At 40.3% G+C, this 16,492-nt stretch carries 13 protein-coding genes and 1 CRISPR repeat array; of the genes, 9 read left to right on the top strand and 4 right to left on the bottom strand.

Going from position 1 to position 16,492, the window contains the following annotated elements:
• Nucleotides 1-129 precede the first annotated feature (129 nt).
• Entirely contained in the window at nucleotides 130-285 is a 156-nt protein-coding gene (locus NOS7107_RS28820; RefSeq protein WP_015115647.1) for a hypothetical protein, read from the bottom strand.
• 287 nt (nucleotides 286-572) lie between these two features.
• Nucleotides 573-1,754: a tyrosine recombinase XerC gene (gene xerC / locus NOS7107_RS24595; RefSeq protein ID WP_015115646.1), complete on the bottom strand. Its 1,182-nt coding sequence runs from the start codon at nucleotides 1,752-1,754 to the stop codon at nucleotides 573-575.
• Nucleotides 1,755-2,145: 391 nt separating this feature from the next.
• Here xerC and NOS7107_RS24590 point away from each other — a divergent pair, with 391 nt between their 5' ends.
• The 5 genes from NOS7107_RS24590 (at nucleotide 2,146) to NOS7107_RS24570 (ending at nucleotide 6,045) form a co-directional block, all read left to right on the top strand.
• Nucleotides 2,146-2,643, top strand: coding sequence for an LptA/OstA family protein (locus NOS7107_RS24590; RefSeq protein WP_015115645.1), 498 nt, complete (start codon nucleotides 2,146-2,148; stop codon nucleotides 2,641-2,643).
• Between the two features lie 93 nt (nucleotides 2,644-2,736).
• Nucleotides 2,737-3,465 carry an LPS export ABC transporter ATP-binding protein gene (gene lptB / locus NOS7107_RS24585; RefSeq protein WP_015115644.1) on the top strand — a complete coding sequence of 243 codons (729 nt, stop codon included), beginning with the start codon at nucleotides 2,737-2,739 and terminating at the stop codon, nucleotides 3,463-3,465.
• 118 nt (nucleotides 3,466-3,583) lie between these two features.
• Nucleotides 3,584-4,699 carry an LptF/LptG family permease gene (locus NOS7107_RS24580; RefSeq protein WP_044500313.1) on the top strand — a complete coding sequence of 372 codons (1,116 nt, stop codon included), beginning with the start codon at nucleotides 3,584-3,586 and terminating at the stop codon, nucleotides 4,697-4,699.
• Nucleotides 4,700-5,010: 311 nt separating this feature from the next.
• A complete protein-coding gene (locus NOS7107_RS24575; protein WP_015115642.1) occupies nucleotides 5,011-5,475 on the top strand; it encodes a hypothetical protein in 465 nt (154 codons plus the stop codon).
• Between the two features lie 12 nt (nucleotides 5,476-5,487).
• Nucleotides 5,488-6,045 (top strand): glutathione S-transferase family protein, encoded by a 558-nt coding sequence (locus NOS7107_RS24570; RefSeq protein ID WP_015115641.1) that lies wholly within the window; start codon nucleotides 5,488-5,490, stop codon nucleotides 6,043-6,045.
• Between the two features lie 148 nt (nucleotides 6,046-6,193).
• Here the strand turns inward: NOS7107_RS24570 and NOS7107_RS24565 are convergent, their stop codons facing one another.
• Nucleotides 6,194-7,477: an aspartate aminotransferase family protein gene (locus NOS7107_RS24565; RefSeq protein ID WP_015115640.1), complete on the bottom strand. Its 1,284-nt coding sequence runs from the start codon at nucleotides 7,475-7,477 to the stop codon at nucleotides 6,194-6,196.
• Nucleotides 7,478-7,722: 245 nt separating this feature from the next.
• Here NOS7107_RS24565 and NOS7107_RS24560 point away from each other — a divergent pair, with 245 nt between their 5' ends.
• Together NOS7107_RS24560 and glcD are read left to right on the top strand one after the other, a co-directional pair.
• Entirely contained in the window at nucleotides 7,723-8,787 is a 1,065-nt protein-coding gene (locus tag NOS7107_RS24560; RefSeq protein WP_015115639.1) for a TrkA family potassium uptake protein, read from the top strand.
• A 236-nt stretch (nucleotides 8,788-9,023) separates the two neighbouring features.
• On the top strand, nucleotides 9,024-10,496 hold the full coding sequence (glcD, locus tag NOS7107_RS24555) for a glycolate oxidase subunit GlcD (protein ID WP_015115638.1): 1,473 nt from the start codon (nucleotides 9,024-9,026) through the stop codon (nucleotides 10,494-10,496).
• Nucleotides 10,497-10,734: 238 nt separating this feature from the next.
• Nucleotides 10,735-12,541: a CRISPR direct-repeat array (repeat unit 38 nt; unit sequence AATTGCAATTTCAAATAATCCCTATTAGGGATTGAAAC).
• A gap of 132 nt (nucleotides 12,542-12,673) precedes the next feature.
• Here the strand turns inward: glcD and NOS7107_RS24550 are convergent.
• Entirely contained in the window at nucleotides 12,674-13,819 is a 1,146-nt protein-coding gene (locus tag NOS7107_RS24550; RefSeq protein ID WP_015110984.1) for an IS4 family transposase, read from the bottom strand.
• A gap of 473 nt (nucleotides 13,820-14,292) precedes the next feature.
• Between NOS7107_RS24550 and NOS7107_RS24545 the strand changes: the two genes are divergently transcribed.
• Together NOS7107_RS24545 and NOS7107_RS24540 are read left to right on the top strand one after the other, a co-directional pair.
• Nucleotides 14,293-15,552, top strand: a complete 1,260-nt coding sequence (locus NOS7107_RS24545; protein WP_015115637.1) for a glycoside hydrolase family 10 protein — start codon at nucleotides 14,293-14,295, stop codon at nucleotides 15,550-15,552.
• A gap of 333 nt (nucleotides 15,553-15,885) precedes the next feature.
• Nucleotides 15,886-16,455: a hypothetical protein gene (locus NOS7107_RS24540; protein ID WP_015115636.1), complete on the top strand. Its 570-nt coding sequence runs from the start codon at nucleotides 15,886-15,888 to the stop codon at nucleotides 16,453-16,455.
• Nucleotides 16,456-16,492 lie beyond the last annotated feature (37 nt).

The raw sequence follows: 16,492 nt of genomic DNA, 5'->3' as shown, positions 1-16,492 counted from the left end.
GTGAACTTTCCGTCAACAGAAGCCATCTCCAAAGCAAGTGTTGATTAGGTGAGTTTAAAAAAAAGAAACTTGATATAAAGCTTTCTAGGTGGTACTAGAAAGCTTTATTTTTGTTTCTACGAAAAATTCCTAACTAGCGTTTATTTTTCCCAACATTGGCAGTCCAACGTTTTGCCGGACTAAATCACTAATTGTTATTCCTTTAGCCTGGGCAGCTTGCTGAACTATTTGGCGTTCATTTGGATTAACGCGCAATCTAATTACAGTGTCTCTTTTGTTATCCATTGATGTAATATCAAGAACTCAGTAGCTACTTAAAAATATAGCACAAAAAAACTAGATTGTGTGTGGTAATTACGCCGTCAAATGCGGTCTATGACTGATTTTTAAGTTTTAGCCTAAAATAGACTTAAATAGCCTAAAGAATCCTTAGAGTTAAAATATAAGTTTATTTTTATACTTTAAATTAAGGAAAATTATTTTTTTACGTACGTAAAATATTTCTCTTAAATCCTTAAATTAAGGAAGGTTATTTTTTTACGTGCGTAAAATATTTCTCTTAAATCCTTAAATTAAAGTTCTGGAACTGTAGCATCCCCTAAAACCCCGGCGTAATGCTTGTAAATAACCTCTGGGCTGTTACCAACCCACCGAGCAATCCTCTGAACACTAACGCCGCGCTCCAGACATAAACTGATAAAAGTATGCCGAGTGTTATAGACGGGGCGGTATCTTGAAACCTTACCTTCTGTAACGAGTTGGGTGACAATGCCCGGAGTTTTCACACCGTGACTTACTCCGCCGCGCCAAACAACGCCCGTGAAACTGTTAGCCTTAATCTCTCCGCCACCAAGAGCCGGGAATACAAGTTTCTCTGGGGTAGGGCTATGTTCCCTGGCAGAGAGTAAAAAAGCCCGTAATTGTTCGTTGCAAGGGAACTTACGATTTACCCCCGTCTTGGTTTCCTTGCGCCCGTGAAAACTATAAGACTCGCAAAAGTAAATTTCTGTGCAATCAATATTGATGTGTTTCCATTGCAAAGCGATCGCTTCCCCAATGCGGCAACCAGTAAAAAATAAAAACCTGACAAAATTGGTATAGCCGATATAGAGAGGATGTTGTTCAAAAGCCTGAATGATAGCATCACGCTCTGCCAGGGTGAAGGGGTCAATTTTGCTTGTGTCCCAACGCTTAACCTTGATGTCAACAGTCAATCCATCAAATGGATTGCTGGCGGTTAATTTTGATTTAACGGCCCACTTACAGCAAGCATTAAATTGAGTAAGATATCGCTTCGCTGTGTATGGCGGGTAAGTTTGGATTAAATGATCTCTGATTGCGATCGCATCCTTGATTTCATTGGTAGGTAAATTATTTATGGCTTTGGCGTAACTTCCCAAAAAATCCTGATTGAAGGTTGATGCAGAGACTTGAGGCTGTTTAAACTCGCAGTATTTAGCCCACAACTGCTTTAGGTTAGGTGCTTTAGGAATAATTTGTAGTCGTTGCTGTCCTCTAAAAACCCCCAGCATCGTTCGATATTTGTCTAAAGTGCAATCAAGACAGTTATCTTCGATGTCTGTCTCAATCTGCAATGCAACCATTTGAACCTTTTTACGGTTCTTAACTGTGTCGTCAAAACCTGTGTAAATGTAATGCTGTTTCCCGTCGCCAATGTTACGTGGTAAGACAATACGAAGCTTACCGGATTTAGCATTTATAGTTACACTACCCTTTTTGGCCCTAAGTAACATTACGGTTTTCACCTCAGACATCAAAACGTCTAATCTAAGGTGATGCCCTTTATTTAACTGGCTAGAAGTCTTATACTGAAATGTTAGAATGTATCAAAATTAGCATTTCGAGTGCGCCGCATTCAACCACTCTGCCACCTCTCCAGGTATTGAGAAATGCGAATATGTTCCTAAGTCATGATAACATCCCGATACAAAGAGCGATCGCTTGTGTCCAAAATCAGCATCAGACGATGATGATTTAAAATTTACGTGAAACTTCAGCGTTAGGCAAAACGTCAGTGTTTCAGCCATCACTTATCCCAAGCTATTCCAGATTGTAGAGGTTATCGCTGGAGAATGTACTTGAGATAATGAGTATACAATCGGAAATCCTGAACCCCAAATTTCTATGAAGCCCTGCAATCAACTGCTAACATCACAAATACGACGCTTTGGTCTAGCCTTGGTACTACCAACCGCACTCTTGGGCGCGTTGACCTTTCCTAGCCAAACGCAAACAGCAACGGCGCAATCGGCTGCGGGTAATCGCCCTTTAACCATCCGTTCTGATATCCAAGAATATGACGCTAAAAGTCAAATTATCACTGCTCGTGGTAATGTGCAAATGTTATATCCAGCGCGGCAAATCCAAGCAACTTCGGCTCAGGCTCAATATTTTAGCAAAGAACGTCGCATAGATTTCAGTGGCAATGTCTATATTTTGCAACAAGGCGGCAATAGTATTCGCGCTGAGAAAGTGACGTATTTAATTGATGAAGGAAGGTTTGTAGCTTTACCCCAAGGCAATCGTCAGGTAGAGTCGATTTATATGGTGGAAGACTCAGAAATAGGTGGACAAAACACTACACCAGCCCCCAAAACACCAAATTTTAAGCCTGCCAATTAATATTTAAGTAGAACTGCTGAGAATAATCTTCTAGCTTATCCTCACAATCATAATTATGCAGGTCAACTTACTTAGTATCAATAAACGCAGATAGTGAAAATTGTTTTAGAGAATATTCACAAATCTTACGGCAAACGAGCCATTGTCAATCGCGTCAATCTTTCCGTTATTCAAGGTGAGGTCGTTGGTTTATTAGGCCCCAATGGTGCTGGTAAAACCACGACCTTTTACATTGCGACAGGTTTAGAAAGACCAAATCAAGGGCGCGTTTGGTTAGACACTCAAGATATTACTGGTGTAGCAATGCACAAAAGGGCGCGTTTGGGTATTGGCTATTTAGCCCAAGAAGCAAGTATATTTCGCCAACTAAGTGTGCAAGATAATATACTTTTGGTCTTAGAGCAAACAAATGTCCCCAAACGGGAGTGGTCGAAGCGATTACATACTTTGCTACGAGAATTTCGTTTAGAAAAAGTAGCTCACAGTAAAGGGATTCAACTTTCTGGTGGTGAACGAAGGCGGACGGAATTAGCCAGGGCTTTAGCTGCTGGACAAGAAGGGCCAAAATTCTTATTGTTAGATGAACCATTTGCCGGGGTTGATCCTATTGCAGTGGCGGAAATTCAAGAAATTGTAGCAAAACTGCGCGATCGCGGTATGGGAATCTTAATTACAGATCATAATGTGCGTGAAACTCTAGCCATTACTGACCGCGCCTATATTATGCGTGAAGGACAAATTCTCGCGGCTGGCACATCAGACGAACTTTACAGCAATCCTTTAGTAAGGCAATACTATTTAGGGGATAATTTTCACATTTAAATATTTAAATTCATAAATTACGAATTAACCAGGTTGACCCATCAAATTTTGTTTGCTTATGATTGCCACAAATCAGAAGTCTTTTTATAGTATTAATTCACTGCTGCCATTTACGATTATGGATCGTTATTTGCTCAGTGAATTGCTCCCACCATTTTTGTTTGGGGTTGGGGCATTTTCTTCAATTGGTGTGACAATTGATGCGGTATTTGATCTCATCAGAAAAATTGTTGAATCTGGTCTACCTGTAGGCATCGCTATTCAAGTTTTCTTGTTAAAGATGCCATATTTTATTGTGTTAGCTTTTCCCATGTCCACGCTGTTAGCCACTTTGATGACTTACAGCCGTCTTTCCAGCGAGAGTGAACTAATTGCCCTCCGTGGTTGTGGGGTGAGTGTCTATCGGATGGTTCTACCTGCTGTGATGTTAAGTTTGGTAGTCACCGGTATGACATTTGTCTTTAACGAACAAGTTACACCAACTGCTAATTATCAAGCAAATCGAATTCTAGACAGCGCCCTGAAATCAGACAAACCAATTTTAAAACAGCAAAATATTTTTTATCCAGAATACCGCGATTTCCAAGAGAAAGATGGCACAAAAAGCAAGATACTGGCACGCTTATTTTATGCAGACCAGTTTGATGGTAAACGCATGAAAGGTTTAACAATTATTGATAGATCTACAGAAGGGCTGAATCAGGTTGTTGTGGCAGAATCGGCGCAATGGAATGGTTCGCAAAGTGTCTGGGATTTTTACAATGGAACGATTTATTTAGTTGCTCCCAATGGTTCTTATCGCAATATTTTAAGATTTGAGCAGCAACAACTCAAACTACCCCGCACACCACTGAGTCTGGTAGAAAAAAGCCGCGACTACGGTGAGATGAATATTTCGGAATCATTAGAACAGTTAACAGTAGAAAAATTGGGAGGCGATCGCCAAAAAATCCGCAAGCTGCAAGTGAGAATTCAACAGAAAATTGCTTTACCGTTTGTCTGTTTAGTTTTTGGCTTAGTAGGCGCAGCAATGGGAACCGTACCTCAACGTACTGGTAGAGGTACAAGTTTTGGGGTGTGTGTGATTGTCATTTTTACTTATTATTTAATGTTTTTTATTAGTGGGGCGATCGGACAAGCAGGGATTATCTCTCCCTTTTTGGGTGCTTGGTTGCCTAATTTTATTTTCTTAGTTATAGGTTTATTTTTATTGATGCGAGTAGCTAGGCGTTAACCTTGAATTTCATCAAAGCGCTTAACACCCCGTTTTATCCGGCGGTGCATTGGGCTAAAGGCGTAACATACCCTACTGAAGATTTACTACTCCAAAATAAAGACAATGAGGGGAAAATGGAAAATGAGCGACAACTTGGTAGAATCCTACTAGCCGATCATAAGAGATAGAGAAAAGGGTAAAGAAACATTGCAACTTAAAGACGCTTTTGCTGTTCTTTTTGCTGCGGTGTTTCTCCCTTCACCAAAGTTTGCACTTGTAAGTTTCTAGTTATACGCTCTGAATTTTAAAGTTTTGCGATAATTTTTCTGATGACAACAGCAATTTCTGATCAAAATACTGCCGATTTAGCCGCTGATGATTATGTCGTTATTGGCTTGGCAACCTGCTTTATTAAAGAAGATGGGGAAGTTTATCAAGTTGAAGTAATTGAACCAATTCCCTCTGCGTCTTTAGAAGCATTAATGAAAGATATTCCCACGTCTTACAAACTGGCTTATGCTACAACCTTGGGGGCAGTGTTAGATGGTGATACACCATTATTACCCGCAGGGTTCCCCACATCGGCACAGTTTGGGGAAGAATTTGCTCAACGGGTGTTTGCAGCGGCGCGGACTTATAAACGCAGCGAAAACAGCAAAAATCTGATTCCCTTGGGGACAACTTACTCTGATTTTAAGTATTCCATTGAACGCAAACGCGTGTTAAATGCTGCCAGAGTTGTCAATAAAGAAGACAATGTAAAACAGCATTCACACACACATAAAGTTCTTTAAATATCAGGAATTATGCTAAAACTTTACGGCGGTGCTTTTAGCCGGGCGGCGATCGCCAAATGGTATCTAGAAGAATTACAAGTTCCCTATGAGTTTGTTCAACTAGATATGCAGGCTGGCGCACATCGTCAGCCAGAATATTTGCAGATTAACCCGATGGGTAAAGTCCCGGCAATAGTTGATGGTGATTTTCAGCTTTGGGAATCGGGAGCAATTTTGCTGTATTTACATGAAAAGTATGGCAAATCTCCAACTTCTCTAGAGGAACGTGCAGAAATATATCAATGGGTGTTGTTTGCTAACTCTACCCTCGCATCAGGCATTTTTACAGAATCTACCAGAGAGCGAGAAGTACCCCTATTGTTAACTCCGCTGAATGAGATTTTTCAACAACAACACTTCGTATTGGGCGATGAATTTAGTGTTGCGGATGTGGCTGTGGGATCAGTTCTTGCTTATATACCCATGATGCTAAAACTAGACCTCAGCGCCTACCCAGCAGTTCTAGAATATATCAACCGCATATCTGAACGCCCAGCGTTTAAAAAAGGAATTGGTGGAAAGCCTTAAAAGTAAAAAGTAAAAAGTAAAAAGATAATCCCCATAAATAAATTTAAAATTTAGGGGATTTAGAGGATACTTTTAAAGTATCCTCTAAGGCAATTTTCTTTACTTTTGCCTTTTTACTTTTGCCTTTTTACTTTTTACTTTTACCTTATTAACCTGTGATTTTAGCCAGTGCTTTGTCCAAAGCTTGCAAAGCTTGGTCAATTTCAGTATTAGTCACAATTAGCGGTGGAACAAAGCGCACAACTTTTGGCCCGGCGGGGACAAGTAATAAACCTTCAGCAATGGCGGCGTTGACAACTTCACCAGCAGTTAGCGCAATGTCATCTGTCAATTCCATCCCATTGATTAAGCCCCAACCCCGCACCTCAGAAATATAATGAGGATATTTGGTGGCGATCGCTCTTAATCCAGCACGTAGCTGTTCTCCCCTCTCTTGGACATTCTGCAAAATATTCTCTTTTTCCAAAGTTTGGCAAACACTCAGCGCCACACCACAAACAAAGGGATTCCCTCCAAAAGTGCTGGCGTGTTCTCCTGGTTGAAAAACAGCACAGAATTTTTTACTCATCATTGCGCCAATGGGAATTCCACCGCCTAAACCTTTGGCGCTGGTGAAGATATCCGGTTCAACACCGAGATGTTCATAACCCCATAAATGACCACTGCGTCCCATCCCGACTTGCACTTCATCAAAAATCAACAAAATGCCGGTTTCATCACAAATCCGCCGCAGTTTTTGGAAGTAAGCCACATCACCAGGACGAACACCACCTTCGCCTTGCAGTGGTTCGATTAAAATTGCCGCAACCTGATAATCACCTTCATCTAACTCACTAATGGCTGTTTCCACAGCAGTAATATCGTTGTAAGGTACATAATGGAACCCAGGAACCAAGGGATCAAAATATTTTTGATACTTGGGTTGTCCAGTAGCGGTAATCGTTGCCAAAGTCCGCCCGTGGAAGCTGGCGTTAGCCGTTAAAATAATTGGCTTATCTATTTCTAGAACTGTATGGGCATATTTACGTGCTAATTTAATCGCCGCTTCATTCGCCTCTGCACCAGAGTTGCAGAAAAATACGCGATCGGCACAAGAATGTTGGATAATCCATTTGGCTAATTCCCCTTGTTCGGGAATGTAGTACAAATTAGAAACATGATGCAGCTTTTGAATTTGGCGTGTTACAGCTTCAACCATTGCTGGGTGGGCGTGTCCTAGTGTGCAAGTGGCAATTCCTGCCACAAAATCTAGATATTCCCGCCCCTGTGTATCCCAAACCCGGCATCCTGCACCCTTATCCAGGGCTAAAGGAAACCGACTGTATGTTGACATCACGGCTTCGTTAAAGCCATCCGTATCAAAAGGAATAGATGACACTGAACCTGATGCTGGGGGGATGCTGGCTTCTTCAACTAGAGTTTGAAAGCTCACTACCGCTCCTCCTGAAAATATTTCATCTTAGACTTACTTACTAGTTTCCTCGAAATTGTTAAAAATTTCCTGAGATTGATCGTAAATCATCATTTCTTTTAGGCTAACGCTGAAATCAGTTATCAGTTATCAAGCGTATGGAGGGGGATTTAGAACCGCCACCAAAGCTTTCCAGCAATTGGTGTGGTGTTTTGCCCAGGGATTTTACTGTTAACTGGTAACTGTTTACTGTTAACTGTTAAACAATGTATTCCACTCTTGAGAGAAAATATCAACGTATTCAAAAAGAGCTAATGGCAGGTGCGATCGCCCTTGGGGGTGTGTTCCTGATTGGCACTTTATGGTACAGATTAGTTGAGGGATGGGCATGGGAAGATGCAGCTTACATGACAGTAATTACCTTGGCGACTGTGGGATATGGAGAAACACACCCACTTGGTAGCCGAGGGCGCTTGTTTACCATTGCTTTGATTTTATTGGGCGTGGTCAATATTGGTTACATTGTCAATCGATTTACAGAAGCAATCATTGAAGGCTACTTTCAAGAAGGAATTCGGCTACGACAACAGAGGCGCTTAATGGAATCCTTGACAGGACATTATATTATTTGTGGATTTAGTCGCACTGGTCGGCAAATTGCCAGGGAATTTCGGGCGGAAGCTGTACCTTTTGTAGTTATAGATTCGGAGATTGAGTCTGTACAAAAGGCGCAAATGGAAGGTTATGTAGTATACCAGGGTGATGCCACCCTAGATGATACATTGCTCCATGTAGGGATTGAAAGAGCCATTTGTATAGTTGCGGCACTACCTTCAGATGCGGAAAATTTATACACCGTATTATCAGCCAAAACATTAAATCCTGAAATTCGGGCGATCGCTCGCGCTAGTACAGAAGAAGCATTACAAAAATTACAGCGTGGTGGTGCGGATGCCGTAATATCACCATATATAACCGGAGGCAAGCGGATGGCCGCAGCCGCCCTCAGACCTCAAGTATTAGATTTCGTCGATGGGATTCTATCCGGTGCAGACCGTCAGTTGTATATGGAAGAATTTTTACTTGATCCCGCCTTTTCTCCCTTCGTAGGACAAACATTACAAAAAGCCAAACTGCGATCGCAAACTGGTGCATTAGTCCTGGCAATTCGCCGTGCTGATGGTAATCTCATCGGCGGCCCCACTGGTGACACAATATTAATGTCAGGAGATACCCTGATTTGTATGGGGACAGCCGAACAGTTACGGAGTTTGAATCAAGTTCTCGTTCCCATTGGTTCGCAAACATTACGCAAGCCGAAAAATCAGTGATAGGGAAAAGGTGATAGAGGTGCAATTTGGCAGAGCGATCGCAATTTTTCTATCTAAACTGCTATCTTTGCAACAATAATAATAGTTATAGGACTTACGCAAAAAACCTCTCAAACTCTCATTCCTCTGTGTCCTCTGCGTCTCTGTGGTTCGTTATTCCGTAACTTGTGCGTAAGTCAGTTATATAAATTTACTCCTGCCTTCTGCCTCCTACAGAGTCATCTACCCGAAACCTTATGCTTACCCAAGATAAACAACAACGCAATTGGCAACCTATTATCAAAGCATTTGAGGCTGTCCTTGGTAAAAATGGAGTAATTAAACGCCGAGAAGAATTGATTACCTATGAGTGCGATGGTTTGACTAGCTATCGTCAACGTCCGGCGGTGGTTGTGTTACCAAAAACCACAGAACAAGTCGCCGCAGTGGTAAAAATATGTAATCAGTATTCTGTCCCCTTCATTGCCCGCGGTTCCGGTACAGGATTATCTGGAGGTGCTTTACCATTAGAAGACTCTGTATTAATTGTCACCTCATTAATGCGACAAATCCTCAACGTTGATCTAGACAACCAGCGCATTGTTGTACAACCAGGTGTAATTAATAGTTGGGTAACGCAAACTGTTAGCGGCGCAGGCTTTTACTATGCACCAGATCCTTCCAGTCAAATTATCTGCTCAATTGGGGGCAACGTTGCCGAGAACTCTGGTGGAGTGCATTGTTTAAAATATGGTGTCACAACCAATCACGTTTTTGGGTTAAAAATCGTCACGCCAGAAGGCGAAATTGTCGATTTAGGCGGACAAATCCCAGAAACACCAGGATATGATTTAACAGGTATATTTGTCGGTTCGGAAGGGACTTTAGGAATCGCCACAGAAATTACTCTCAGAATTCTCAAAACTGCCGAATCTATTTGTGTATTATTAGCCGACTTTACAAGTGTAGAAGCTGCGGGAGCTAGTGTTTCTGATATCATCAGTGCCGGGATAATTCCTGGTGGTATGGAAATGATGGATAACATTAGCATCAATGCAGTAGAAGATGTTGTGGCAACTAATTGTTATCCGCGAGATGCTACCGCCATTTTGTTAGTTGAAATTGATGGTTTGGAAGTAGAAGTGGCAGTTTTAAAACAAAGAATTACAGAAATTTGTCAACAAAATGGGGCGCGGAATGTAACTGCGGCAAGTGACCCAGAAACCCGTTTAAAATTATGGAAAGGACGTAAAGCTGCTTTTGCTGCGGCTGGACATTTAAGCCCAGATTATTATGTTCAAGATGGCGTAATTCCCCGTACTCAATTGCCTTATGTTTTGCAAGAAATTGAAAACTTAAGCCAACAGTATGGTTATAAAATCGCTAACGTCTTTCACGCTGGCGATGGCAATCTTCACCCTCTAGTTCTTTATGATAATTCTGTGCCTGGTGCATTAGAAAAAGTTGAAGAATTAGGCGGAGAAATTCTCAAACTCTGTGTAAAAGTGGGTGGAAGTCTTTCGGGTGAACATGGTATTGGCTCAGATAAAAAATGCTATATGCCAGAAATGTTTAACAGCGTCGATTTAGAATCAATGCAATGGGTACGACAAGTATTTAATCCCCAAGGTTTAGCCAACCCTGAGAAAATATTCCCCACACCCCGCACCTGTGGCGAAGCTGCAAATGCGATGAATCACAAGCAGTTTGAAGGTGTGGAAAGATATTAAACACCCTAGAAATTCGCGGATGGGTAGGTGTAGAAATTCAGGCTTGAGGAAAAATCGCTGTATTCCTTGTGGTGTCTGCTTTTGCAGAAAAAATAAATTAAAATCACCCGCGCACCTTATACAGTATATCTTCCAGCTATTAGTCTTAAATCAACTGACATTTTCAAGTGTTATAATTAACCCATCCGCGAAACTGAACCTCGAAAACCAAATACAGATTAGCTTTCCGGCTCCCGCGAATTGCAATTTCAAATAATCCCTATTAGGGATTGAAACCTAGACCAGCACTTTCCAAAGCTTCAAAAATTTGTGCAATTGCAATTTCAAATAATCCCTATTAGGGATTGAAACCAAAATTTCACGTTGGCTCTAACAGCAACTGAAATGAATTGCAATTTCAAATAATCCCTATTAGGGATTGAAACTGCTGTATACTCTGCTCGAATTGATAACATTAAAAATTGCAATTTCAAATAATCCCTATTAGGGATTGAAACTTCTCGCATCATTTTTTCTGCCGCTTCACAAATCAAATTGCAATTTCAAATAATCCCTATTAGGGATTGAAACGTTTTGCAACGCCGGGTGGAGATAATTTGGTGGGAAATTGCAATTTCAAATAATCCCTATTAGGGATTGAAACCGTAATCACAAATTGGCGAAATCAATATCTGATGTGAATTGCAATTTCAAATAATCCCTATTAGGGATTGAAACTGCTGTAATTCCTTTGCGGACACAAAGAGAATCAATAATTGCAATTTCAAATAATCCCTATTAGGGATTGAAACCCAGAAGGGACGGCATCAACTTCTTTGCAATAAGAATTGCAATTTCAAATAATCCCTATTAGGGATTGAAACTTCTGGAGCAACATTGGCAGCACCGCTACAGACGGAATTGCAATTTCAAATAATCCCTATTAGGGATTGAAACGAATTTTGAAAATGAGAGCGGTAGCCGGAATACCAAAGAATTGCAATTTCAAATAATCCCTATTAGGGATTGAAACAAAAGTATTAACGATCGCTTTGTTGCTATCGCTCAAAATTGCAATTTCAAATAATCCCTATTAGGGATTGAAACTTTGGTGCTAGTGAATTTGATTTTGGTGAATATGAGGTAAATTGCAATTTCAAATAATCCCTATTAGGGATTGAAACTCGGTGAGAGCAAATAGCGGCAAGGGGTTGCCAAAATTGCAATTTCAAATAATCCCTATTAGGGATTGAAACATCGTACCCTCCAAGCGCAGTCAACCGGAGATAAATTGCAATTTCAAATAATCCCTATTAGGGATTGAAACGAAAAGCAAACATCATTGCATTGCATCCAAAAATAATTGCAATTTCAAATAATCCCTATTAGGGATTGAAACTCAGATATTACAAGAAACCGCTAAATCCGAGCGAATTGCAATTTCAAATAATCCCTATTAGGGATTGAAACAAAACTCAAAGAGACGCATGAACTAGAAGCGATCGCCTAATTGCAATTTCAAATAATCCCTATTAGGGATTGAAACCTTGATCCCAAAAAACACACTCTTTGATTTCTGCTGTAAATTGCAATTTCAAATAATCCCTATTAGGGATTGAAACAAATCAGCTTAGATGAAGCGCAGCAGTTAGCAAGTAATTGCAATTTCAAATAATCCCTATTAGGGATTGAAACTTTTCAGGAAGATTCAACCAAATAAACTCAAAAACAATTGCAATTTCAAATAATCCCTATTAGGGATTGAAACATAGTTTCACCTTTTGATTCATTGGCTAAATTTTTAAAAATTGCAATTTCAAATAATCCCTATTAGGGATTGAAACGAGTAAGTGCTGTGGAACTGGAAACTCTTTCCCTAATTGCAATTTCAAATAATCCCTATTAGGGATTGAAACTCTTAATTTCTCTAGCTAAGTTTGCATCTAAAGGCTATTGCAATTTCAAATAATCCCTATTAGGGATTGAAACCAATGCTTCACATCTTGAATACGTCGAGTTGATATTGAAAATTGCAATTTCAAATAATCCCTATTAGGGATTGAAACTCATCGATGGTGCATATCTACCAATCACCCGTGACCTGAAGGGGTGACAAAAAAGTTATAAAGCAGACTGGATAAGAGTCATAGCCCGTAGACCTTGTTGAAAATATGGCAGCTGAAGGGGTGACAAAAAAGTTATAAAGCAGACTGGATAAGAGTCATAGCCCGTAGACCTTGTTGAAAATATGGCAGTTTACTGGGCTTGAGGCGCATCAATTCATGAGCTAAATCAGCCCAAAATTCCATTGCCCCTACCCATAACTGACCATACAAACCAATCCAAAAAGCACTATGTCGGCGGTGCAATCGTTGTAACTCCTTCAGACGACCAACATATTTTTGTAGTCCAGAGGAGCGAGAATTACGACCAACTAAAATAGCACAAGTATAGGCAATAGCAATTAATAAAATCAGTGCTATCAAACGTTGACCATCAGCATAAGTAGATTCGAGATTATACCCTCCAGTTTTACAATCTTTAAACATGGCTTCGATACCACTCCGCAACTTAAATGCTTTAATGGCATCTTTGAGACTATCAAGGTTAGTTAATAAAAACCAGCCAGCAGGCTCAACAACTCCACGATATTTGCGCTTGTAATATCCGGCGAGATTAAAATTGGCAAACCCTTTCTGTTTAGTTGCTTGAATCCCTGTCAAAAAAAACGAGATGCCAGGAGTTAATCCCAAAGATTGTAAGCGTTGGTGTGATTGGTTTTCTTGCCGAATATAAGTACCTTGTTTCTGACGCAATACAAAGTCAATGCCCTTGCTATGTAACCAATTTGCTAGTTTTATACTGTGGAATTCTCTATCTCCCAGTACCAGCATTTGATATCCCTTAAATAACTGCAATAGTGGACGAATTAATTTTTTCTGCTCTCCCAAATTGCTACATCCTTTTTTAGGTAACAATAGCCAGTACACAGGTATTGCTCTTTTTTGTTCTATTAAACTAATTACAAATACATTTTGTGAACGCCATTGTGTTCTATCAATCGCAAATATTAGCCGTTTCTCTCCTCTTTTCAGACTATTTTTCACCCATCGTTTGAGCAGGGGAAACCACAGATATGGAATCGACAACTGAGGTAGTAGTAAAAATCTTTGTATACTCCGCCTCCGACTTTCAAATTTTATCGGTTGTGGAAATACTGTTGCTAGTTTCTCAATTGTCACAGTTTTATGAAATTGCAATAGCATTAGTAAGATTTCTAGCATCTTGTACTGTGCGGGTGTCAGTACATTTTGAAAGCAGTTTTGGTAGAATTTAGGTAACATTATCATTTGATAGGTCTTGTTGAGAATACCTGACCTATCTTTTTTTACCCCAAAACGGTCACGCTCCTCTATTTTCTTGGCTTCAGCCGCTTTGTCACCCCTTCAGCCCGTGACATTGCAATTTCAAATAATCCCTATTAGGGATTGAAACATTATGAATTTACTTCTCCTATTAAAAAAGGGAGATTGCAATTTCAAATAATCCCTATTAGGGATTTAAAACATACTGCCAATCAAAGCTTATTCCTGAAGTAGAGCATCGATTCATTAATCAAAAACCTAACCTCCCAGCCCCCTTACCTACAAAAGAATGAGTATTTTAAAGCCTCTCACCGTTGCGAGGAGAGATTTGGAGAGGGGTTATTGCTATACTTTTCGACTTCTCACTTGTTAAACCGAAGTACTATCATCCGGAATATGAGAATTTATTGTGTAGTTATAAATGTTCTTTTAAAACGCAGTCAAACCCACTAATGAATCGGTTGACTAAACATTGGATTATTTACTTAATAGCTTTAGAATTTATACTTTGTATTACCGTATTTTCGCTCCCTTCTTTTTCATTTTATTCTCAACCCAAGAACCAGCAAATCGTTACAGAAATTCGTGGGGTTTGGTTAACTAATGTCGCTAGTGGTGTTTTATTTGTGCCTTGGGGAATTGACCGCGCTATTAATCAACTATCAGCACTGCATTTTAATACGATTTATCCTGTAGTTTGGAACCGAGGCAATACTTTTTATAAAAGTAACATTGCCAAAAATATTATTGGTGAAGAAGCTGAACCTGTTCTGAATTTTATGCACGGTGGACAGGATGTTTTAACGAAGATAATTAAACTTGCTAAACCAAAAGGTATAACTGTTATTCCGTGGTTTGAATATGGTTTTATGACACCGCCAAGTTCTCAGTTAGCCAAACTTTATCCTAATTGGTTGACTATTGGGCGAGAAGGTGTAAAGTCTGTGAAAGAAGTTTTGCCGGAAGATGTTAACAATGGGGCTGTAAGTAAGCAGGCTTGGTTAAATCCTTTACATCCAGAAGTTCAAGAGTTTATTTTAGGGTTAATTCTGGAAGTTGTGAGTAATTACAATATAGATGGTATCCAACTTGATGACCATTTTGGGATGCCTGTACAGTTTGGTTACGATCGCTTCACCGTTGAACTCTACAAGCAAGAACATCAAGGTAAAAGTCCGCCCAGTAACCCTTTTGACCAAGAATGGATGCGTTGGCGGGCTGACAAAATTACCGCTTTTATGGGTAGAATCTATCGCAGCATCAAAGAAATTGAACCGAATGCAAAGTTATCTCTGTCTCCTAATGCACAAGCTTTTGCTTATAAATATTATCTGCAAGACTGGGAAACTTGGGTAAAAAATGGCTGGGTGGATGAGTTGGTGTTGCAAGTATACCGCCATAACAATAATAATTTTAGGACAGAACTGCAACAATCAGCAGTGAAATTAGCCCAAACTAAAATTCCGGTAGTGATTGGTATCTCTACGGGAACGTTGCGAAATCCGGTGAGAATTTCTCAAATTAAAGAACAAATTGATATGGTGCGCGATCGCTCTTTTTCTGGTATCTCTTTTTTTTATTGGGAAAGTTTATGGGGCTACATCGCACCCGAAACACCCCACAAACGGCGTAAAGTTTTCCAAGAACTGTTTAACACCAAGGCGATTAGACCTTTACCAGTTGACGAAACAGGTAGCAAACTCAGGCTATAAAGCAATACGGTTCAGATCAGAAAACTAAATCACAACAAAACCAACAAATAATTATTCAACAAAAAACGAAAGAATTATTTTGGAGGGGGTTTGGGGGACGGTTGCGTCCCCCGATTGGGGGTTTGGGGGATTCTCCCCCAAATCTTGCTCATTGTCTGATAGGTAAGCAGAAATTGAGAAATCATCTCTCATCACCTTAACTGAACCGTATTGGGCTATAAAGGCGAAAAAGCTAAAGAACTAACGACCATTGACTCTTAACCACATTTGAACTTTTTTGATTTTTCTCGCGCTGTATAGTAATCTCTACCGTGCTTTACTGGCAAGAATTTCATGTTCTTCACATCTACTAAAACTCAATTTAGTTTCACATTACAATGGGCGATCGCTACTGTGGGTGGTTTTTTGGTGAGTTTGTGCTGGATTGAAGTTGGAGAAAAGCCAGATGTAGGAGTGGCGCAAGCTTCTTTGGGCGGTTTGGCGATCGCATTTCCCCAAAGTTTGATCATTCGCGATCATATTTTGTCTGGGCGCTGGGTGTTAGTTACTTTGTTGGCTTGGGCGACAATCACCGCTATTGGTGTGGGTGCTGTGGGTTGGATTATCCCCAGTACGCAAATTTTTACCCTCAGATTACTTTGGGGAACAACTTTAGGTGCAGTTAGCGGCTTTATGATTGGCTTGGCGCAATGGACAGCCATCCGCAAGTCTGTGGCTTTGTCATGGCGCTGGATATTTATCAGTGCGATTAGTTGGGCGATCGCTGTACCTATCGGTTCAATTATGGGAATAGTTTTATTACGCTTCTCACGGTTATTTTTAGGTGAAGTCGTAGGTTTAGCGATTACGTGGATTGTGGTGGCAATCTTAACAGGGATCAATGCTTACAGACTATTGCGATAGTTTCTGATCACTCATGAAGTTAAAATAATTCTGCAAT

Origin of the sequence: Nostoc sp. PCC 7107 (assembly GCF_000316625.1) — a bacterium.
Classification (GTDB): domain Bacteria; phylum Cyanobacteriota; class Cyanobacteriia; order Cyanobacteriales; family Nostocaceae; genus Nostoc_B.
Note: the sequence above shows the minus strand (reverse complement) of the source record. Positions and strands in the feature narration are given on the sequence as shown.

What these genes read in the sequence shown, in the direction of transcription:
- NOS7107_RS28820 (WP_015115647.1), bottom strand. Translation starts at nt 285, where the DNA reads ATGGATAACAAAAGAGACACTGTAATTAGATTGCGCGTTAATCCAAAT.
- xerC (WP_015115646.1), bottom strand. Translation starts at nt 1,754, where the DNA reads ATGTTACTTAGGGCCAAAAAGGGTAGTGTAACTATAAATGCTAAATCC.
- NOS7107_RS24590 (WP_015115645.1), top strand. Translation starts at nt 2,146, where the DNA reads ATGAAGCCCTGCAATCAACTGCTAACATCACAAATACGACGCTTTGGT.
- NOS7107_RS24580 (WP_044500313.1), top strand. Translation starts at nt 3,584, where the DNA reads ATGGATCGTTATTTGCTCAGTGAATTGCTCCCACCATTTTTGTTTGGG.
- NOS7107_RS24575 (WP_015115642.1), top strand. Translation starts at nt 5,011, where the DNA reads ATGACAACAGCAATTTCTGATCAAAATACTGCCGATTTAGCCGCTGAT.
- NOS7107_RS24570 (WP_015115641.1), top strand. Translation starts at nt 5,488, where the DNA reads ATGCTAAAACTTTACGGCGGTGCTTTTAGCCGGGCGGCGATCGCCAAA.
- NOS7107_RS24560 (WP_015115639.1), top strand. Translation starts at nt 7,723, where the DNA reads ATGTATTCCACTCTTGAGAGAAAATATCAACGTATTCAAAAAGAGCTA.
- glcD (WP_015115638.1), top strand. Translation starts at nt 9,024, where the DNA reads ATGCTTACCCAAGATAAACAACAACGCAATTGGCAACCTATTATCAAA.
- NOS7107_RS24550 (WP_015110984.1), bottom strand. Translation starts at nt 13,819, where the DNA reads ATGTTACCTAAATTCTACCAAAACTGCTTTCAAAATGTACTGACACCC.
- NOS7107_RS24545 (WP_015115637.1), top strand. Translation starts at nt 14,293, where the DNA reads ATGAATCGGTTGACTAAACATTGGATTATTTACTTAATAGCTTTAGAA.
- NOS7107_RS24540 (WP_015115636.1), top strand. Translation starts at nt 15,886, where the DNA reads ATGTTCTTCACATCTACTAAAACTCAATTTAGTTTCACATTACAATGG.